Source organism: Burkholderia cepacia (assembly GCF_029962485.1).
Taxonomy (GTDB): domain Bacteria; phylum Pseudomonadota; class Gammaproteobacteria; order Burkholderiales; family Burkholderiaceae; genus Burkholderia.
The window spans coordinates 2,201,259-2,218,371 of the sequence record NZ_CP073637.1; the positions used below are offsets into that span (position 1 = coordinate 2,201,259).

Consider the following 17,113-nt stretch of genomic DNA (forward strand, 5'->3'; position numbering starts at 1 on the left):
CTGCTCACCCGGCGACCGCCTCCGGCAGCCGCGCGATCGCCTTGATCTCGAACTGGAAGCCGTACAGCCAGGTCACGCCGACGGCGGTCAACGTCGGATGCGGTGCGCCGCCCCAGTATTCGGGGACGATCTCCCAGATCCGCTCGAACGTCGCTTCGGGATCGACGAGGAACACCGTCACGTCGACGACGTCGTCGAACGTGCAGCCGGCCGCGCGCAGCACCGCATTCAGGTTCTCGAACGCGCGGCGGACTTGCGCGCCCAGTTCCGGCTCGGGCGAGCCGTCCTCGCGACTGCCGACCTGCCCGGACACGAACAGGAAGCCGTTCGAGCGCAGCGCCGGCGAATAACGGTTGCGCTCGTACAGTGCCTGCCGACCGGGCGGAAAAACCACGCTACGCTTTACCATTCAGCATCTCCTTCGGTTTGTGGGGCGAAACTGCCCCGGCATCAACGATGAAGGCACTTTAAGGACCGTTGTCCGGCTGATAAACGGCCAACCCTGTCCAACACTGTTTGCACGCCCCAAACAATCTCCGACCGACGCGGAGCCCTGACCCGATGGATCGATTCGATGCAATGCAGGCGTTCGCCCGCGTGGTGGAAGCCGGCAGCTTCACAAAGGCCGCCGAGACGCTGCACATGAGCCGCACCACCGTCACGCAACTGGTGCAGCAGCTCGAAGCTCGGCTGCGCGTGAAGCTGTTCAACCGCACGACGCGCAAGGTCGTCGTCACGGCCGACGGCGCCGCGTACTACGACCGCGTGGTGCGGCTGCTGGCCGACATGGACGACGCCGAAACGAGCCTGTCGGTTGCATCCGCATCGCCCCGCGGGCGGCTGCGCGTGGACGTGCCGAGCCCGTTCGCGCGCCTGATCCTGATCCCCGCGCTGCCCGCGTTCCATGCGCGCTATCCGGACATCCAGCTCGACATGGGCGTGAGCGACCGCGTGGTGGACGTGATCGGCGAAAACGTCGACTGCGTCGTGCGCGGCGGCGAACCGACCGACCGGTCGCTGGTCGCGCGGCAGGTCGGCGACCTGCGGCTCGGCGTGTATGCGTCGCCGGCCTATCTCGCTCGCGCCGGCACGCCGGCGCATCCGGACGAACTGGAGGACACCCATCACCGGATCGTCGGGTTCCTGTGGGCACGCACCGGCAAGGCGTTGCCGTTTGCGATGGCATGCGACGGCAAGCAGATCACCGTGCGCGGACGCTACGTGCTGGCGGTCGACGACGGCAATGCGTACCTCGAGGCCGGCCTCGCCGGGATGGGCATTCTGTGGCTGCCCGACTACATGGCCCACACGTATCGCTCCCGTGGCGAACTGGTGCCGCTGTTCGAGCGATGGCAGCTCGAACCGATGCCGATGTACGTCGCGTTCCCGCCAAACCGGCACGTCAGCGCGAAGCTGCGCGTCTTCATCGACTGGGTCGCCGAGCTGATGGCGCAGCATGCACCGGTCGCGATCCGGCGCCGCGGCGGCCACGGTTCGCGCAGCGCGCGCAACAACGCGGCGACCTGACGCGCGCGGCGCGGGCCGCGCATAAAAAAACCCGCGCATCGTGCGCGGGTTTCGACAGACGCCGGCTGAAACGCCGGTGACTCAGGCAGTCAGCGCGGCGAGCGCCTCGTCGGTGAGCCACAGCGATTCCTGCAGGTCCTGCTCGTTGAGGTTCAGGCCGTCTCCGCCGCGATCGACGACGATGAAGTCGCTGACGCCGCCGAGCGCGATCAGCGGGTGATGCCACACGCCCTTCGCGTAATTGACGCCTTGCCAGCCGCTCGTCACGAATGCGCGGATCTTCGCCGGATCGAGATCGCCCGCGGGCGCCACGACGACGAGATACGGCTGGTCGTTCAGCGGCACGAATGCCTGGCTGCCGAGCGGGTGGCGCTCCAGCATCTTCACTTCGAACGGCAGCGTGCGCGGCTGGCCGCGGAACAGATTGACGAGCGTGCGACCGTCTTCATCGGTCACGTCGACTTTCGCGAGATCGTGAAAGCGGATCGTCGTGCCGAGGTTGATCGGGATCTGCTTCGCCCCGTCCGTTTCGACCACGTCGCCGAACGGCGCGAAGGCTTCCTTGGTCAGCGGTTCGATAACAAGCGTCTTCATTTGTCGAGCGTCCCCCACAGACGCAGGCGCGACACGCCACCGTCCGGAATGATGTTCAGTCGCACGTGCGTGACAGGGCCGAGCGACGCGATGTCGTGTTCGAAATAGTGCTGCTTGTCCATCTGCAGCTTCTGCTCGCCGAGCAGCACCGGCCAGAACATCGACTGCGTGATCAGCGAGCTGTCCGTGCCGCCCGACACGTACGCGGCCTGGATCGAGCAGCGGTCCGGGTAGTTGCCCTTGAAGAACGCGGTATCGACTTCGATCTTGCGGATCACGCCCGGCTGCGCGAGCGCGATGATCGCCCAGTCGTTGCCCGGTTCGCGGCGGCGGCGGGTTTCCCAGCCGTCGCCCATGTTCACGCCACGGCCCGGCAGCAGCAGGTTCGATGCGACGCCGAAGTGCTGGTTGTTCGCGGCCACGACGTAACCGCCGTTTTCCATCGCCGCGAGATCGAACTGCTCGGTCGCGCTCGCGCCGGCCCAGTCGAGCTGCGGCTGGCCATACACGCGCAGGCGCGCAATGCCGCCGTCCGGGTAGATGTTCACGCGCAGGTGCGTGAACGCACGCGCGTCGCTCGTTTCGACGTAGTGATGGCTGTTGCCCTGCAGCGTCGTCGACGGCACGATCTCGACCCACTCGGTCGCATGCGTCGGCGCACCGTCGGCCACGAACGCGGCCTCGATCGACGCGGCCGGCGGGAAGTTGCCGGTGAAGTGGCTCGTGTCGATGTCGAAGCCCTTGATCACGCCCGGGCGCGCGAGCTTGACGATGCACCAGTCATAGCCCGTCGTGCGCTTGCGGCGCGTTTCCCAGCCATCCATCCACTTGCCGTGGTCGTCATACTTGCCGGGAATGAATACGGCCGGCTCGGGGTTCAGCATCCGGTCCTTCGGCGCGAAGAAATCGTCGCTGGCCTCGAGCGCCTGCGCACCGAGACGCGGGTCGGCAAGATTCACGTAGCGCCGCGTGAAATCGGGTGCGTTGGGATCGAGAAGCGGAACAGCCATGATGTTTCCTTGTTTCAGTGATGCGATCAGGCCGCTGCGACGCAGCAGGCCGTATTGCGGTGTCAGGCGTCGATCAGGTCGTCGAGGCGGAAGCGCGCGATGCGGTAGATCTGGTCGAGGCTCGCACGCAGTTCCTCGGTGCGCGAATGATTCACGCGCGACTCGAAGTTCGCGATGATGCCGTGACGGTCATAGCCGCGCACCGCGAGGATGAACGGGAAGCCGAACTTCTCGCGATACGTGCGGTTCAGCGTCAGCAGCTTGTCGAACTCTTCCTGCGTGCACTGGTCGAGGCCCGCGCCGCTCTGCTCGCGCGTCGACTCGGCCGTCAGCTCGCCGCGCACGGCAGCCTTGCCGGCCAGCTCCGGGTGAGCGTTGATCAGCGCGAGCTGGCGCACTTCGCCGCCGGCTTCCACCGCACCCGACATCGTCTTGTGCAACGCGTCGATGCTCGCGAACGGCCGCTCGCTCGCGGCGACCTCGGCCACCCACGGCGAATGTTCGAAGATCCCCGACAGTGCCGCGACAAATGCGCTCGGCGCCATCGTGTTCAGTTGTTCCAACGTGTAGCGCATCGCCTTCATGCTTTCCCTTCGTTTTGATGATTGGGCTGATACGGATGATGTTCACGCCAGTGACGCGCGATATCGACACGGCGCGTCACCCATACGCGATCGTGCTTCTCGATGTGGTCGAGGAAACGCTGCAGCCCGCGGAACCGGCCCGGCCGGCCGAGCAACCGGCAGTGCATGCCGATCGACAGCATCTTCGGCGCCTCGTCGCCCTCCGCGTACAGCACGTCGAATGCGTCGCGCAGGTAGTCGAAGAAGTGATCGCCGGTGTTGAAGCCCTGCGGCGTCGCGAAGCGCATGTCGTTCGTGTCGAGCGTGTACGGCACGATCAGCTGCGGCAACGTCTTGCCGCCCGACACTTCGACGTCCATCCAGAACGGCAGGTCGTCGCCGTAGTTGTCGGAGTCGTACAGGAAACCGCCGTGTTCGGCGACCAGGCGGTGCGTATTGGGACTGTCGCGGCCGGTGTACCAGCCGAGCGGGCGCTCGCCCGTCACGCGCTCGATCGCTTCCATCCCGAGGCGCATGTGCTCGGCTTCGAGTTCCGGCGCCATGCTCTGGTAGTGGATCCAGCGCCAGCCGTGGCACGCGATTTCATGGCCCAGCTCGACGAATGCGCGCGCGAGCTCCGGATGACGCTCGATCGCCATGCCGACGCCGAATACCGTCAGCGGCATCCCGCGCTTCTCGAATTCGCGCAGGATGCGCCACACGCCGGCCCGCGAACCGTATTCGTAGATCGACTCCATGCTCATGTGGCGGTCCGGATACGCGGCCGCGCCGACGATTTCGGACAGGAACTGTTCGGAGCCCGGATCGCCGTGCAGCACGCAGTTCTCGCCACCCTCCTCGTAGTTCAGCACGAATTGCACGGCGACGCGGGCGCGCCCCGGCCAGTTCGCCTGAACGGGATGGCGGCCGTAGCCGATCAGGTCGCGAGGATAGTTGGGATCGAGTGACATGGGTTCGAAATGCGGCGAAAGCGGGCTGAAATAATGGGTTCGCATCGACTGCGCGGTGCCCGAAGGCCGGCCGCGCAAGCCAATGCGATGACGGCCCAGTGTAGCGAAAACGTTCATACGCGCCCATACAGCGACGCAGATAGTGCGTGTCAGACGGTGTGTATGTGCGGTTGCGGCAAATTCGGGACCGGTTCCCCCGCATCCCCGTCCGGCGGGCTGAAGCGGGCGAATGCGCCGTCGTAGCGCTTCGGCAGCGGCCGGGCGAAATCGCCGCGTTTCGCGGTCGCGAGGCGCAGCGCGACGAGCGCCTCGGCCCATTTGACGGCCGCCGTGACGCCCTCGACCACCGGCGCGCCGATCTGCTGCTCGATCTCGTGCGCGAATTCGGCCATCCCCGCGCAACCGAGCACGATCGCGTCGGCGCCGTCCTCGTCGAGCGCGCGCCGGCATTCGTCGACGATGATCCGGCGCGCGGCCGAGCCGGGCCGGTCGAGCTCGAGCACCGCGACGTCGGTCGCGCGCACGTTGCGGCAGAAGCGCTTCATTCCGTAGCGCTCCGCGAGGTGCCACGCCATTCCGCAGGTGCGCGCGAGCGTCGTGACGACCGAGAAGCCCGGCGCGAGCACGCTCGCCGCGTGCATCGCGGCCTCGGCGATGCCGATCACCGGCCCGCGCGCGAGCTCGCGCGCCGCGTACAGACCCGGGTCGCCGAAGCACGCGATCACGTACGCGTCGCAGCCGTCGCGCTCGCCCTGCGCGATCTCGGCGAGCAGCCCCGGCGTCGCGAGCGCCTCGTCGTAATACCCTTCGATCGACGGCGGCCCCATCGGCGGGCTCACCGCCACGATCTCCGTGCCGGCGGCCGCGACCTCGCGCGCGCAGCGACCCATCGCGTCGGTCATCCGCTGCGTCGTATTCGGATTGATCAGTCGGATCTTCATCGCACGCTCCTCACGCTTTCGTGCTCACGAGCAGCCGGTAGAACACGAAGCCGAGCCCCGCGCCGATGAACCACGAGAAGTTCGCGACGCCCTGCCAGCCCGGCACCATCACGCAGACGATCGCGATCACCGCGGCCGGCAGCAGCGCGGCGACCGCACGGCGGTTCACGCCGCCCGTGTACCAGTACGTGCCGCTTTCCGACATCGTGTACAGGTCGTCGCGTACGAGCCGGCCGCGCTTGACGAGGTAGAAGTCGGCGATCAGCACGCCGTACAGCGGGCCGATGAACGCGCCGAGCACGTCGAGCGTGTAGTGGATCACGGCCGGGTTGTTGAACAGGTTCCACGGCGTGATGAAGATCGACGCGACGGCGGCGAGCATCCCGCCCGCGCGCCAGCTGATCAGCTTCGGTGCGACGTTCGAGAAGTCGAACGCGGGCGACACGAAGTTCGCGACGATGTTGATGCCGATCGTCGCGATCGTGAACGTCAGCGCGCCGAGGATCACCGCGGTCGGGTGATCGATGCGGCCGACCGTCTCGACCGGGTCGGTGATGAGTTCGCCGAACACCGGCAACGTCGCTGCCGTCGTGATCACCGTGACGAGCGAGAACGCGAGGAAGTTGACCGGCAGCCCCCAGAAATTGCCGCGCTTCACTTCGCCGAACGAGCGGCAGTAGCGCGAGAAGTCGCCGAAGTTCAGCATCGGCCCGGAGAAGTACGACACGACCAGCGACACGGCCGTGATCATCACCGGGATCACCTCCGCGCCGTGATACTTGACGCCGCCGAGGTTGATGCCGATGTTGCGCCAGCCCGCGCGCCACACCATGTAGCCGGCGAGGATGAACATCACGACGTAGACGGCCGGGCCCGCGAAGTCGATGAACTTCTTGATCGTCTCCATCCCGTTCCAGAACACGAACGCCTGCAGCACCCACAGCAGCATGAAACCGGCCCAGCCGACCGCCGACAGCCCGAGGAAGCCGTAGCGATGGACGTCCGCGTACGGCAGCCATTGCGGGAAGAACTTCAGCACGACGATCACGAGCGCGCTCGATGCGAGATAGGTCTGGATGCCGTACCACGCGATCGCGATCAGCCCGCGGATCACGGCCGGCACGTTCGCGCCGAGCACGCCGAACGTCGCGCGGCATGCGACCGGATACGGCACGCCGATCTGCTGGCTCGGCCGTGCGATCAGGTTGCACAGCACGTTCACGAGGCCGATGCCGACGATCAGCGCGATCAGCACCTGCCAGCTCGTCAGCCCGAGCGCGAACAGGCTGCCCGCGAACACGTAGCCGCCGACGCTGTGTACGTCCGACATCCAGAATGCGAAGATGTTGTACGAACCCCATGTCTGATTCTTCAGGGGTGCCAAATCTTCGTTGTACAGACGTTCACTGTACCCATTCGGCAGTGTCGGATCGCCGCCCTCGCCGCCTTCTTCCGCCGGATAGGCGCTCTCGTGCGCCACACTGAACTGAGCCATGACTTCTCCTTGACGCGGCCGGGCGGCCGCTCCACCGTCATCGATATCGCTCCGGATCGTCGCCCGGAGTCGGACCCGCCGCCCGCGGCAAACACCGCGGGCCTGCATTTCGCTCGTTCTGTGGCGCGCGGCCGGGTTCGCGTCGCCGCTCAGGCGCCGCCGAACACTTCGCGCAAATCGACCTGCCCTTGCGCGGGCCGGTCGAGAATCTTCAGTTCGACATGCTGCAGGTGGCGCGCCATCAGCGTCGCCGCCTGCTTCGGATCGCCCGCCTCCAGCGCGGCGAGGATCTCGTCGTGGTCGTCGCACGAGCACGGGCTGCGCCCGTGCGATTCGTACAGTGCCGACATCAGCGTCGAGCGTGCGACGAGCCCTTCGAGGCACTCGCTGAGCGTCGCATTGCCCATCAGCGTGGCGAGCGTCGTGTGAAATTCGCCCGACAGCCGGATCCACGCCGCGAAGTCGTGCCGCTCGAACGCCCTGCGTTCCTTGTCGATCAACGCAGCAACGCCTTTCAGCCGCTTCGCGCCGGGCCCGGTTGCAAGCCGCTCGACCACCGCAAGCTCGATGATCCGGCGCATCTCGAACACCTCGTGCACGTCCTGCAGCGTCGGGCTCGCGACGAACGCACCGCGGTTCGGCTCGAGCTCGACCAGCTTGTCGGTCGCGAGCTGAGCGAGCGCCTGGCGGATCGTCCCGCGCTTCACGCCGAACACATCGCAGAGCTGCGCCTCCGTCAGCTTCGCGCCGGGCGCGAGCCGATGCTCGAGGATCGCGGTGCGGATCCGCTCGGCGATCGCTTCGGGGCCGGCTACGCCGGACGGCTGGGAATCGGGCTCGTTCATGATCTGCATCGTGTGATGGTCCTCATGCTAGGGCGGACATAAAGATTGTCAACAATTCTTTTCCGAGATTGCGCACAATTGGCGTGCATCGATGTGACCCTGCCCGGTGCAGGATGCGCTCATTCCATGCACGGCAAGCCTTTCAGGCAAGACAGAAGCCGTTCTCGTCGTATACCCGCCCGGCCATTTTGTTGACAAAAATGGTGCACAACCTGGCAACGACCTGATTCAAGTCGATGAAAAATTTCGACCGTTAGTTGCGTACTTACATAAAGAAAAAGGCGGGAAACCCGCCTTTCGATCGATCGCGTCGGCATCAGCCGAGGTGCGGATAGTCCGACAGTGTCAGCCGGAAGCCGTGCGCGTTCGCAACCAGCTGTGCCTGCGCGCCGAACGGCAGTGTCAGCAGGTCCGGCACGTGGCCGAACTGGAGCCCCGTGACGACCGGAATCCCGATCACCGCGCGCACCTGGTCGATCATCGCCTGCATGTCGTAGCCGTTGTCGTACTCGAACGGCCGCGCGCCGGTGAACTGGCCAAGCACGAGCGCTTGCTGGCGCGCGAGCAGCCCCGACAGGTGCAGCTGATAGATCATCCGCTCGATCCGGAACGGCTGCTCGTTGACGTCCTCGATGAACAGGATGCCGCCTTCGATGTCGGGCATGTACGGCGTGCCGATCAGCGACGTCAGGATCGCGAGGTTGCCGCCCCACAACGTGCCCGTCACGTTCACGCTCTGCACCTGCGGCGCCTCGGTGACGATCGTCGTGCTCGGCTGCGTCAGCGTCTGCCAGAAGTGCTGCATCGTGAAGTCGCTCGGCGTTTCCGCGCCGAAGTCGGCGGACAGCATCGGGCCGCCGAACGTCTTGATGCGCGCCTTCGCATAGAGCGCGAGCTGGATCGCGGTGAAGTCGCTGTGGCCGACGAGCGCGACCGGTTGATCGCGCAGCCGACGCTCGAGCCCACGGTAGTCGAGCCCGTGCAGGATCCGCGCGGCGCCGTAGCCGCCGCGCACCGCGAGCGCGATGTCCGGCAACCGCCGCTCGGGATCGGCGAGGCGGTTCAGGTCGCCTGCCCGCTCGCCGTCGGTGCCGCCGAACCGCTGGAAGCGTCGCTGCGTCGCCTCGATGTTCTCGATGCGCTGCTGCGCACTGCTGAGGCGCTCGAGCGCGCGGTTGATCGCGTCGGGGTCGTGCGGATAACCGGACGGCGCCAGCAGGCGGATGGTGTAGGACGCGGCGGGCTGGAAGGACATGGCGAAAGGTGTCGGGTCGTCAAACCTGCTTAGAGGGTCCGAACCGTCTCCGGTTCACGGCGTCGTGCGCGGCGAGCGTGCTTACGACGCGCCGGATTCGGCATCGCGGGCGAGCCGCGCTTCGCGCAGCGCGCGGCGGCGCTCGGCGAAGAACGACTTCAGCGCGGCGCCGCATTCGTCGGCGAGCACGCCGCCCGTCACTTCGGTATGGTGGTTGAGCTGCGGATTCGCGAACGCGTCGATCACGCTGCCGCACGCGCCCGTCTTCGGATCGGCGGCGCCAAAGACGACTCGCGCGATGCGCGCATGCATGATCGCCCCTGCGCACATCAGACACGGCTCGAGCGTCACGTACAGCTCGCAGCCGGGCATCCGGTAATTCTGCAGATGCTGCGCGGCCATGCGCAGCGCGGCCATTTCCGCATGGGCGGACGGATCGTGCCCGCCGATCGGATGGTTGAAGCCGCGTGCGATCACTTCGTCGCCGCGCACGAGCACCGCGCCGACCGGCACTTCGCCGGCCGCGCGCGCCTCTTCGGCGGCGGCCTGCGCGAGCCGCATGAAATGCAGGTCGCGCGCCGACACAGGCGTGGCTTCGGGAACAGGTGTATCGGTGGCCGGCTCGGCCGCCGGGGCGATTGCCGACTGGGCTGCGTCGTGCAGCTCGCCGGACGTCACATCGGCCCCGCTTCGGCGGGCGCTTCGTCGAGCCCACGCTCGCACAGGCGTTCCGCGATGCGTCGGCAGTAGTCGCGCGGCATCACCATCGGGCCGCCGCGCAGCGATTCCAGTGCCATGTCGAGCGCGAGGATCTTCGCCTGCAGCCGGCACCGCGCGGCACGGTCGCTGACCGCCTGCACTTCGTCATGCAGGTTGCGCAGCGCGCGCAATTGCTCGACCGCCGGCGGCACGAAGCCCGCGTTCTTCAGGATACGGTTGGCCACCCGCACCTCCTCGGGCACGAGCAGGTCGTCATCCAGCGCCTGCGGCGCGCCGGTACCCGGCAAATCGTCGAACTCGCCCCGCGCGGCGGCGGCGGCAATACGTTGTTCGACCAGGGCGTCAAGCAATCTCATCAGTCAATCGGAACAATGCGGCAGGCCGAATTCTAGCAGGGTGACGCGGCTATGACAGGCCCTTCGAATATATGCTCGACATTGTGTTTTTTAGGGGCCGAATCGCTGCGCATGCACGCCGATCACCGTCAAATGCCGCTCTGCTGCGCCGCAGCGGGCTGAGCGGCGTCCGGACCGCGTCAAACGCATGCGGTGTCGGGCCCTATTTTTAATCGTGACGAGGCGAGTCGAACCCCGCCGATCCGGCGAATTGCCCGCCGCCCTGCTGCCGTTGCCGCGTCACGCGGCCACCGTTTCCGGGTGCGGTTTCGCGAACGGGCGGAACATCATCGCGATCAGGAACGCGCCGATGCCGATCGCGAACGAACCGAGGTACAACCAGCCGTAGCTGCCGAACGTGTCGACGATCAGGCCGCCGGCAACCGGGCCCGCGGCCATCCCGAGGCTGCCGGCCATCGCGCAGCCGCCGATCACGGTGCCCATCATCCGCAGCGGAAAATTCTCGCGCGCGAGCACCGAATACAGCGGCATCACGCCCGCATAGATGAAGCCGAACAGCGTCGCAACCGCGTAGAACCCGTCGAGCGAGCGCACGAAGTAGTAGCCGAGCGCGCCGAGCGCCTGCGCGAGCAGCCCGGCCACCAGCATGCGCTTCGCGCCGAGGCGATCGCCGAGAATCCCGAACGCGATCCGGCCGCCCATGCCGGCGAGCCCTTCGACGCTATAGATCGACACCGCGACGATCAGCGGGATGCCGCACGTGACCGCGTAGCTGACCGTATGGAAGATCGGGCCCGAGTGCGTCGCGCAGCAGAAGAAATTGGTCAGCAGCAGGATCGTGAACTGCGGCGAGCGCAGCGCATCCGCGACCGACATCGCCGCGGGCGCGCCGGCAGCCGAAGGCGCGGCGGGTGCGGGAGCATGGTCGAGCGCGGGCGCCCGCCGCACCAGCAGCGACACGGGAATCATCACGACGGCGGCCAGCGCGGCAATCAGCAGCATCGACGTGCGCCAGTCGCGCACCGACACGAGCCACGCGGCGAGCGGCGCCATCGTCATCGGCGCCATCCCCATGCCGGCCGACACGAGCGACACCGCCAGGCTGCGATGCGTGTCGAACCAGCCCGTCACGCACGCCATCATCGGCGCGAATATCGCGGCCGTCGCGCTGCCGACGGCGAGGCCGAAGGTCAGTTGGAACACGAGCAGCGACGGCGCGCGGCTCGCCAGCGCCAGGCTCGCCGACAGCAGCGCCGCGCCCGCGATGACGACCGGCCGCGTGCCGATCCGGTCCGACAGGCTGCCCCACGCCATGCTCGCGAACGCCATCGCGATGAAGCCGAGCGTCATCGCCGTGGAAATGCCGGTCATCGACCAACCCGTGTCGCGCGCAATCGCGCGCAGGAACACCGGCAGCGAAAACATCGCGCCGATCGCGACGCAGCCCATCAGGCCGCCCGCGGCGACGATCACCCAGCGGTATCGGGAATCCGTCATCTGGTGTCTCCTGGTTCGTTTCGACCGTCCTCGGAAACCGGGCGCGGGCCGCGTGCACGGTGCAATGCCCGGTCGACATGGATACGACGGGCGAATCCCCGGGAAATCGACATGCGCGGCCCACGGACCGGCGATTTTTTATTGTCGGTCAATTCGCGCGGCCGGCAAGGGGCGGATCACGCGTTCGCCGCGCTTTTCCGGAATCGGAAATTCGATATCGCAAATGGTTGGTTTGGGCGCGCGACTACGCTGACTACACTCGCCCCATCTTGTCATAACAAGTTGATCGATGACCTCATCCAACGTCGTGCCGCTGTCGGCTGCCCCGCTCTACGTGCAGATCAAGGACACGCTGCGCGCGCGCATTCTCGACGGCACCTATGCGCCGCACAGCCGGATGCCGTCCGAGCACGAGCTGTGCGCAATGTTCGACGTCAGCCGCATCACGGTGCGCCAGGCGCTCGGCGACCTGCAGAAGGAAGGACTGCTGTTCAAGCTGCACGGCAAGGGCACGTTCGTGTCGAAGCCGAAGGCGTTCCAGAACGTGACGTCGCTGCAGGGTTTCGCCGAGGCGATGTCGTCGATGGGCTACGAGATCGTCAACCAGTTGCGCAGTTTCCGCACCGTGAAAGCCGACCGCCATCTCGCGACGAAGCTGAACGTGCCCGAAGGCGCGCCGCTCGTCGAGATCCACCGCGTGCGGCTGCTGAACCGCGAACCGGTGTCGCTCGAACAGACCTGGGTGCCCGAAGCGCTCGGCAAGCGCCTCGCGGGCGCCGATCTCGCGACCCGGGACATCTTCCTCGTGCTGGAAAACGACTGCGGGATCCCGCTCGGCCATGCCGACGTGTCGATCGACGCGATCCTCGCCGACGACGAAATCGTCGACGCGCTGCGCGTCGAGGAAAGCAGCCCCGTGCTGCGCATCGAGCGCCTCACGCACGACACGTCAGGTGCCCCGATCGACTACGAATACCTCTACTTCCGCGGCGATGCATTCCAGTACCGGCTGCGCATCGACCGGCAAAAAACACGCAAATCTGCAAGGAAACAGCAATGACGACCCAGGTTCATGAATACGACATCGTCGTGGTCGGCGGCGGCACGGCCGGACCGATGGCGGCGATCAAGGCGAAGGAGCGCGATCCGTCCCTGCGCGTGTTGCTGCTCGAGAAGGCCAACGTGAAGCGCAGCGGCGCGATCTCGATGGGCATGGACGGCCTGAACAACGCGGTGATCCCCGGGCATGCCACGGCCGAACAGTACACGCGCGAGATCACGATCGCCAACGACGGCATCGTCGACCAGGAGGCCGTGTACGCATATGCGACGCACAGCTTCGCGACGATCGAACAACTCGACCGCTGGGGCGTGAAGTTCGAGAAAGACGGCACCGGCGACTACGCGGTGAAGAAGGTCCATCACATGGGCTCGTACGTGTTGCCGATGCCGGAAGGACACGACATCAAGAAAGTGCTGTACCGGCAGCTGAAGCGCGCGCGCATCGCGATCACGAACCGGATCGTCGCGACGCGTGTGCTGACCGACACGCAGGGCCGCGCGTGCGGTGTGCTTGGCTTCGACTGCCGCACCGCCGAGTTCCACGTGATCCGCGCGAAGGCCGTGATCCTCTGCTGCGGAGCGGCCGGCCGCCTCGGCTTGCCGGCGTCGGGCTACCTGATGGGCACCTACGAGAACCCGACCAACGCGGGCGACGGTTACGCGATGGCCTATCACGCCGGCGCCGCGCTCGCGAATCTCGAATGCTTCCAGATCAACCCGCTGATCAAGGACTACAACGGCCCCGCGTGCGCATACGTGACGGGCCCGCTCGGCGGCTTCACCGCGAACGGCAAGGGCGAGCGCTTCATCGAATGCGACTACTGGAGCGGCCAGATGATGTGGGAGTTCTACCAGGAACTGCAGAGCGGCAACGGCCCCGTGTTCCTGAAGCTCGACCATCTCGCGGAGGAAACGATCCGAACCATCGAGCAGATCCTGCATACGAACGAGCGGCCGAGCCGCGGCCGCTTCCATGCCGGGCGCGGCACCGATTACCGCAGCCAGATGGTCGAGATGCACATCTCCGAGATCGGCTTCTGCAGCGGCCACAGCGCATCGGGCGTCCATGTGAACGCACGCGCCGAGACGACGGTGCCGGGGCTCTACGCAGCCGGCGACATGGCGGCTGTCCCGCACAACTACATGCTCGGCGCGTTCACGTACGGCTGGTTCGCCGGGCAGAACGCGGCCGACTACGTGGCCGGCCGCGATCATGCGCCGGTGGACGACGAACAGGTCGAGGCCGAACGCGCCCGCGTGCTCGCGCCGCTTCTGCGCGAACACGGCCTCGCGCCGGCGCAGGTGGAGTACAAGCTGCGCCGCATGGTGAACGACTACCTGCAACCGCCGAAGGTGACGCGCAAGATGGAAATCGGGCTGCAACGTTTTGACGGCATTACTGAGGATATCGACCAGATGAAGGCCAGCCATCCGCACGAACTGATGCGTGCGGCCGAAGTGCGCGCGATCCGCGATTGCGCGGAAATGGCCGCGCGCGCGTCGCTGTTCCGCACCGAGAGCCGCTGGGGTCTGTACCACCATCGCGTCGACTTCCCGCATCGCAACGACGCCGAATGGTTCTGCCACACATGGCTGCGCAAAGGCATCGACGGCGCAATGCGCAGCGAGAAGCGGCCGGTCGAACCCTACATCGTGCCGCTTGCCGATGACGAACGCGGCGCCTACGCGCAGTTGCGCATCCGCGAACCGGCCGCGCTCGCGGCCGCCCTCTGAGGAACCATGCCATGCCGCATACCCCGCACGACATCTTCCAGCGCAGCAGCGCGCCCGTCACGATCGACGATGCACTGTGCATCGCCGACAAGGGCTGCACCGTCTGCGTCGACGTGTGCCCGCTCGACCTGCTCGCCATCGACGTGACCAAGGGCAAGGCCTACATGCAGTTCGACGAATGCTGGTACTGCATGCCGTGCGAGCGCGATTGCCCGACCGGCGCAGTCAAGGTCGATATCCCTTACCTGCTGCGCTGACCGCGTGCGTCAGCGCCCTATTCCCTCGCTCATGACCGACTTCTCCTACGCTTCCTCGCTACCCGGCGCACACGAGCGCGACCGGGCCGCGCTCGTCGCCCGCCTCGCCGCGCCCGACGCATCCGTGCGCCGTGTCGCGCTCTTCGAACTCGCGGATCTCGAGGATCCCGAGCTCGTGCCGGCATTCGTCGCCGCACTGCGCACCGATCCGTCGGCCGACGTGCGCGGCGAGGCTGCCCGCGTACTCGGTGCGTGGGAACAGCCCGATATCGTCGATGCACTGTGCGGCGCGCTGCTCGATCCCGACGACGACGTGCGCGCCGCCGCCGCGCAGAGCCTGTCCGAACTGAAGGATGCGGCATCGGGCGCCGTGCTGTGCCGCTGGGCCGACCGGCCCGAGCCGTTCGTCCGCCGCGCCGTGCTGCGCGGCTTGCGCGAATTGCGCGACCCCGCCGCGTTCGCCTCCGCGCTGCACGCGCTCGATGCCGAGCCGCCGGCCGTGCGCGCCGAAGCCGTTGCAGTGCTAGGCTGGCTCAGGGATCCGCGCGCGCTTTCGCCGCTCGCGCGCATCGCGACGGCCGATGTCGATGCGGACGTGCGACGCGCCGCGGTCGGCTCGATCGGCTTCGCGGCAGCCAACGATGCGATCGTCACCGACGCATTGCTCGCCGCACTGCGCGACCGCGCATGGCAAGTGCGCGAGGAAGCGGCCACCACGCTCGGCAAGCTGCGCGTGACGACCGCGCGCGAGCCGCTCGTCACCGCGCTCGACGACGATTACTGGCAGGTGCGCCTGCGTGCCGCGCGCGCGCTCGGGCAGTTACGCGATGCGGCCGCGGCACCGGCCGTCGTCGCGCTGCTCTCGCATGCGATCAGCAATCTGCGCAAGGAAGCCGCGCTCGCGCTCGGCGAATTGCGCGACCCTGCGACGCTGCCCGCACTGAACGATGCGCTCGAGGATCGCGATCCGGAAGTCCGCAAGGCCGTGCGGATCGCAATCCATCAAATCGGCGATGCTCCGCGATGATCGCGCCGACCGAAATCGCGCTCGATCATCCGGCACGCACGCTGACGCTGCACTGGCCCGACGGCAACGCGCAGCGCATCGGCTATGCGCAATTGCGCAGCGATTGCCCGTGCGCGGAATGCAGACGAATCCGGCGTGACGGCGGCCGTGTCGATGCACGCCCCGACCTGACGATGGAAGGCGTGGAACCGGCCGGCTACGGCATCCGCCTCATGTTCGGCGACGGCCATGCACGCGGCATCTATCCGTGGCCGTATCTGGCGGACCTCGCGTAGCACCGTCATGCGGCTCACGCGGGCTCGCAGGCGAGATGGCCGGCGTGCGAAAACGCTGCGATACTGACGCCCACGACCGTCTCCACCCACCGTGGGAGCAAGGACATGCAAACCGCAGTCGGATTCATCGGCCTCGGCGTGATGGGCACGCCGATGGCGCTCAATCTCGCACGAGCCGGCACGCCGCTCGTCGTTTGGAGCCGGTCGCACGGCAGCGACGATGCGTTGCGCGACGCCGGCGCACGCGTCGGCAAGCACGTCGACGACGTATTCGCGACCTGCCGCACCGTGATCCTGATGCTCGCGAACGACGCGGCGATCGACGCCGTCCTCGCGCGCGGCACGCCCGGTTTTGCCGCGCGCGTCGGCGGCCACACGATCGTGAACATGGGCACCAACGCCCCCGAGTACTCGCGTGCGCTCGCCGATGAAATCGCCGCTGCGTCGGGCCGCTACGTCGAGGCGCCCGTGTCGGGCTCGCGCAAGCCGGCCGAGGCCGGCCAGCTCGTCGTGATGCTGGCCGGCGCGCCGCACGACGTCGACGCCGTGCGCCCGCTCGTGAAGCCGCTGTGCCGCGACAGCTTCGTATGCGGCGACGTGCCGTCGGCGCTGACGATGAAGCTCGCGGTCAACCTGTTCCTGATCACGATGGTCACCGGCCTGACCGAAGCCACGCATTTCGCGCAACGTCACGGCATCGATCTCGCCCGCTTCGCCGACGTGCTGAACGCCGGCCCGATGGCGAGCGACGTGTCGCGCGTGAAGCTCGGCAAGCTGGTCGCCGGGGATTTCTCCGTGCAGGCCGCGATCACCGACGTGCTGAAGAACGCGCGCCTCGTCGCCGAATCCGCGCGCAGCATCGGCATCGCGTCACCGCTGCTCGACATCTGCCACGCGCTTTATGGCGAGACCGCCAAGGCCGGACATGGCTCGGACGACATGGTCGCTGTCATCCGGGCGATAGAACGTCGCACCGACGCATAG

Annotated in this window: 19 protein-coding genes; 7 read left to right on the forward strand and 12 right to left on the reverse strand. The window is 67.1% G+C overall.

The annotated features are described in order from the left end of the window. Positions 1 to 4: 4 nt before the first annotated feature. The gene (locus KEC55_RS10205; protein ID WP_282505349.1) at positions 5 to 409 is read right to left on the reverse strand and encodes a RidA family protein; all 405 of its coding nucleotides are present in this window, start codon (positions 407 to 409) and stop codon (positions 5 to 7) included. Between the two features lie 152 nt (positions 410 to 561). Here KEC55_RS10205 and KEC55_RS10210 point away from each other — a divergent pair, with 152 nt between their 5' ends. After that, a complete protein-coding gene (locus tag KEC55_RS10210) occupies positions 562 to 1,527 on the forward strand; it encodes a LysR family transcriptional regulator (RefSeq protein ID WP_282505351.1) in 966 nt (321 codons plus the stop codon). Positions 1,528 to 1,608: 81 nt separating this feature from the next. Here KEC55_RS10210 and KEC55_RS10215 read toward each other — a convergent pair whose 3' ends face one another. The 11 genes from KEC55_RS10215 to KEC55_RS10265 form a co-directional block, all read right to left on the reverse strand. Then, on the reverse strand, positions 1,609 to 2,121 hold the full coding sequence (locus KEC55_RS10215) for an ureidoglycolate lyase (protein WP_282505352.1): 513 nt from the start codon (positions 2,119 to 2,121) through the stop codon (positions 1,609 to 1,611). After that, positions 2,118 to 3,131: an allantoicase gene (gene alc, locus KEC55_RS10220; RefSeq protein WP_282505353.1), complete on the reverse strand. Its 1,014-nt coding sequence runs from the start codon at positions 3,129 to 3,131 to the stop codon at positions 2,118 to 2,120. The genes KEC55_RS10215 and alc overlap by 4 nt, the downstream gene beginning before the upstream one ends. Positions 3,132 to 3,193: 62 nt before the next feature. After that, entirely contained in the window at positions 3,194 to 3,715 is a 522-nt protein-coding gene (gene uraD / locus KEC55_RS10225) for a 2-oxo-4-hydroxy-4-carboxy-5-ureidoimidazoline decarboxylase (RefSeq protein ID WP_282505354.1), read from the reverse strand. Continuing rightward, entirely contained in the window at positions 3,712 to 4,665 is a 954-nt protein-coding gene (gene puuE / locus KEC55_RS10230) for an allantoinase PuuE (RefSeq protein WP_282505356.1), read from the reverse strand. The genes uraD and puuE overlap by 4 nt, the downstream gene beginning before the upstream one ends. Before the next feature lie 149 nt (positions 4,666 to 4,814). Beyond that, on the reverse strand, positions 4,815 to 5,606 hold the full coding sequence (locus KEC55_RS10235) for an aspartate/glutamate racemase family protein (RefSeq protein WP_282505357.1): 792 nt from the start codon (positions 5,604 to 5,606) through the stop codon (positions 4,815 to 4,817). Between the two features lie 10 nt (positions 5,607 to 5,616). Beyond that, the gene (locus KEC55_RS10240) at positions 5,617 to 7,101 is read right to left on the reverse strand and encodes an NCS1 family nucleobase:cation symporter-1 (RefSeq protein ID WP_282505358.1); all 1,485 of its coding nucleotides are present in this window, start codon (positions 7,099 to 7,101) and stop codon (positions 5,617 to 5,619) included. A 149-nt stretch (positions 7,102 to 7,250) separates the two neighbouring features. Next, entirely contained in the window at positions 7,251 to 7,955 is a 705-nt protein-coding gene (locus KEC55_RS10245) for a GntR family transcriptional regulator (RefSeq protein WP_282505359.1), read from the reverse strand. A gap of 307 nt (positions 7,956 to 8,262) precedes the next feature. After that, positions 8,263 to 9,201, reverse strand: coding sequence for a muramoyltetrapeptide carboxypeptidase (gene ldcA / locus KEC55_RS10250; protein ID WP_282505360.1), 939 nt, complete (start codon positions 9,199 to 9,201; stop codon positions 8,263 to 8,265). Positions 9,202 to 9,282: 81 nt separating this feature from the next. Beyond that, complete coding sequence (tadA, locus tag KEC55_RS10255) at positions 9,283 to 9,879, reverse strand: tRNA adenosine(34) deaminase TadA (RefSeq protein ID WP_282505361.1); 597 nt, start codon at positions 9,877 to 9,879, stop codon at positions 9,283 to 9,285. Then, on the reverse strand, positions 9,876 to 10,277 hold the full coding sequence (locus KEC55_RS10260; protein WP_012328731.1) for a DnaJ family domain-containing protein: 402 nt from the start codon (positions 10,275 to 10,277) through the stop codon (positions 9,876 to 9,878). Before KEC55_RS10260 ends, tadA begins: the two co-directional genes overlap by 4 nt. A gap of 279 nt (positions 10,278 to 10,556) precedes the next feature. After that, the gene (locus KEC55_RS10265; protein ID WP_282505365.1) at positions 10,557 to 11,774 is read right to left on the reverse strand and encodes an MFS transporter; all 1,218 of its coding nucleotides are present in this window, start codon (positions 11,772 to 11,774) and stop codon (positions 10,557 to 10,559) included. 289 nt (positions 11,775 to 12,063) lie between these two features. On the opposite strand from KEC55_RS10265, the gene KEC55_RS10270 reads away from it, so the two are divergent. The 6 genes from KEC55_RS10270 (at position 12,064) to KEC55_RS10295 (ending at position 17,113) form a co-directional block, all read left to right on the forward strand. Continuing rightward, complete coding sequence (locus KEC55_RS10270) at positions 12,064 to 12,834, forward strand: GntR family transcriptional regulator (RefSeq protein ID WP_282505367.1); 771 nt, start codon at positions 12,064 to 12,066, stop codon at positions 12,832 to 12,834. Further along, positions 12,831 to 14,570 carry a fumarate reductase/succinate dehydrogenase flavoprotein subunit gene (locus KEC55_RS10275; RefSeq protein WP_282505369.1) on the forward strand — a complete coding sequence of 580 codons (1,740 nt, stop codon included), beginning with the start codon at positions 12,831 to 12,833 and terminating at the stop codon, positions 14,568 to 14,570. The genes KEC55_RS10270 and KEC55_RS10275 overlap by 4 nt, the downstream gene beginning before the upstream one ends. Before the next feature lie 11 nt (positions 14,571 to 14,581). After that, the gene (locus tag KEC55_RS10280; RefSeq protein ID WP_175920231.1) at positions 14,582 to 14,827 is read left to right on the forward strand and encodes a 4Fe-4S dicluster domain-containing protein; all 246 of its coding nucleotides are present in this window, start codon (positions 14,582 to 14,584) and stop codon (positions 14,825 to 14,827) included. Positions 14,828 to 14,858: 31 nt separating this feature from the next. Further along, entirely contained in the window at positions 14,859 to 15,854 is a 996-nt protein-coding gene (locus tag KEC55_RS10285; protein ID WP_282505372.1) for a HEAT repeat domain-containing protein, read from the forward strand. Next, positions 15,851 to 16,129: a gamma-butyrobetaine hydroxylase-like domain-containing protein gene (locus tag KEC55_RS10290; RefSeq protein WP_282505374.1), complete on the forward strand. Its 279-nt coding sequence runs from the start codon at positions 15,851 to 15,853 to the stop codon at positions 16,127 to 16,129. The genes KEC55_RS10285 and KEC55_RS10290 overlap by 4 nt, the downstream gene beginning before the upstream one ends. Positions 16,130 to 16,234: 105 nt before the next feature. After that, positions 16,235 to 17,113 (forward strand): NAD(P)-dependent oxidoreductase, encoded by an 879-nt coding sequence (locus KEC55_RS10295; RefSeq protein ID WP_282505376.1) that lies wholly within the window; start codon positions 16,235 to 16,237, stop codon positions 17,111 to 17,113.

Excerpts from the sequence above, each read along its gene's own strand:
- KEC55_RS10235 (WP_282505357.1), bottom strand. The coding sequence starts at position 5,606 with ATGAAGATCCGACTGATCAATCCGAATACGACGCAGCGGATGACCGAC.
- alc (WP_282505353.1), bottom strand. The coding sequence starts at position 3,131 with ATGGCTGTTCCGCTTCTCGATCCCAACGCACCCGATTTCACGCGGCGC.
- ldcA (WP_282505360.1), bottom strand. The coding sequence starts at position 9,201 with ATGTCCTTCCAGCCCGCCGCGTCCTACACCATCCGCCTGCTGGCGCCG.
- KEC55_RS10245 (WP_282505359.1), bottom strand. The coding sequence starts at position 7,955 with ATGCAGATCATGAACGAGCCCGATTCCCAGCCGTCCGGCGTAGCCGGC.
- KEC55_RS10285 (WP_282505372.1), top strand. The coding sequence starts at position 14,859 with ATGACCGACTTCTCCTACGCTTCCTCGCTACCCGGCGCACACGAGCGC.
- KEC55_RS10210 (WP_282505351.1), top strand. The coding sequence starts at position 562 with ATGGATCGATTCGATGCAATGCAGGCGTTCGCCCGCGTGGTGGAAGCC.
- KEC55_RS10270 (WP_282505367.1), top strand. The coding sequence starts at position 12,064 with ATGACCTCATCCAACGTCGTGCCGCTGTCGGCTGCCCCGCTCTACGTG.
- KEC55_RS10295 (WP_282505376.1), top strand. The coding sequence starts at position 16,235 with ATGCAAACCGCAGTCGGATTCATCGGCCTCGGCGTGATGGGCACGCCG.
- KEC55_RS10215 (WP_282505352.1), bottom strand. The coding sequence starts at position 2,121 with ATGAAGACGCTTGTTATCGAACCGCTGACCAAGGAAGCCTTCGCGCCG.
- KEC55_RS10290 (WP_282505374.1), top strand. The coding sequence starts at position 15,851 with ATGATCGCGCCGACCGAAATCGCGCTCGATCATCCGGCACGCACGCTG.
- KEC55_RS10265 (WP_282505365.1), bottom strand. The coding sequence starts at position 11,774 with ATGACGGATTCCCGATACCGCTGGGTGATCGTCGCCGCGGGCGGCCTG.
- uraD (WP_282505354.1), bottom strand. The coding sequence starts at position 3,715 with ATGAAGGCGATGCGCTACACGTTGGAACAACTGAACACGATGGCGCCG.
- puuE (WP_282505356.1), bottom strand. The coding sequence starts at position 4,665 with ATGTCACTCGATCCCAACTATCCTCGCGACCTGATCGGCTACGGCCGC.
- KEC55_RS10240 (WP_282505358.1), bottom strand. The coding sequence starts at position 7,101 with ATGGCTCAGTTCAGTGTGGCGCACGAGAGCGCCTATCCGGCGGAAGAA.
- KEC55_RS10275 (WP_282505369.1), top strand. The coding sequence starts at position 12,831 with ATGACGACCCAGGTTCATGAATACGACATCGTCGTGGTCGGCGGCGGC.
- KEC55_RS10260 (WP_012328731.1), bottom strand. The coding sequence starts at position 10,277 with ATGAGATTGCTTGACGCCCTGGTCGAACAACGTATTGCCGCCGCCGCC.
- KEC55_RS10205 (WP_282505349.1), bottom strand. The coding sequence starts at position 409 with ATGGTAAAGCGTAGCGTGGTTTTTCCGCCCGGTCGGCAGGCACTGTAC.
- KEC55_RS10280 (WP_175920231.1), top strand. The coding sequence starts at position 14,582 with ATGCCGCATACCCCGCACGACATCTTCCAGCGCAGCAGCGCGCCCGTC.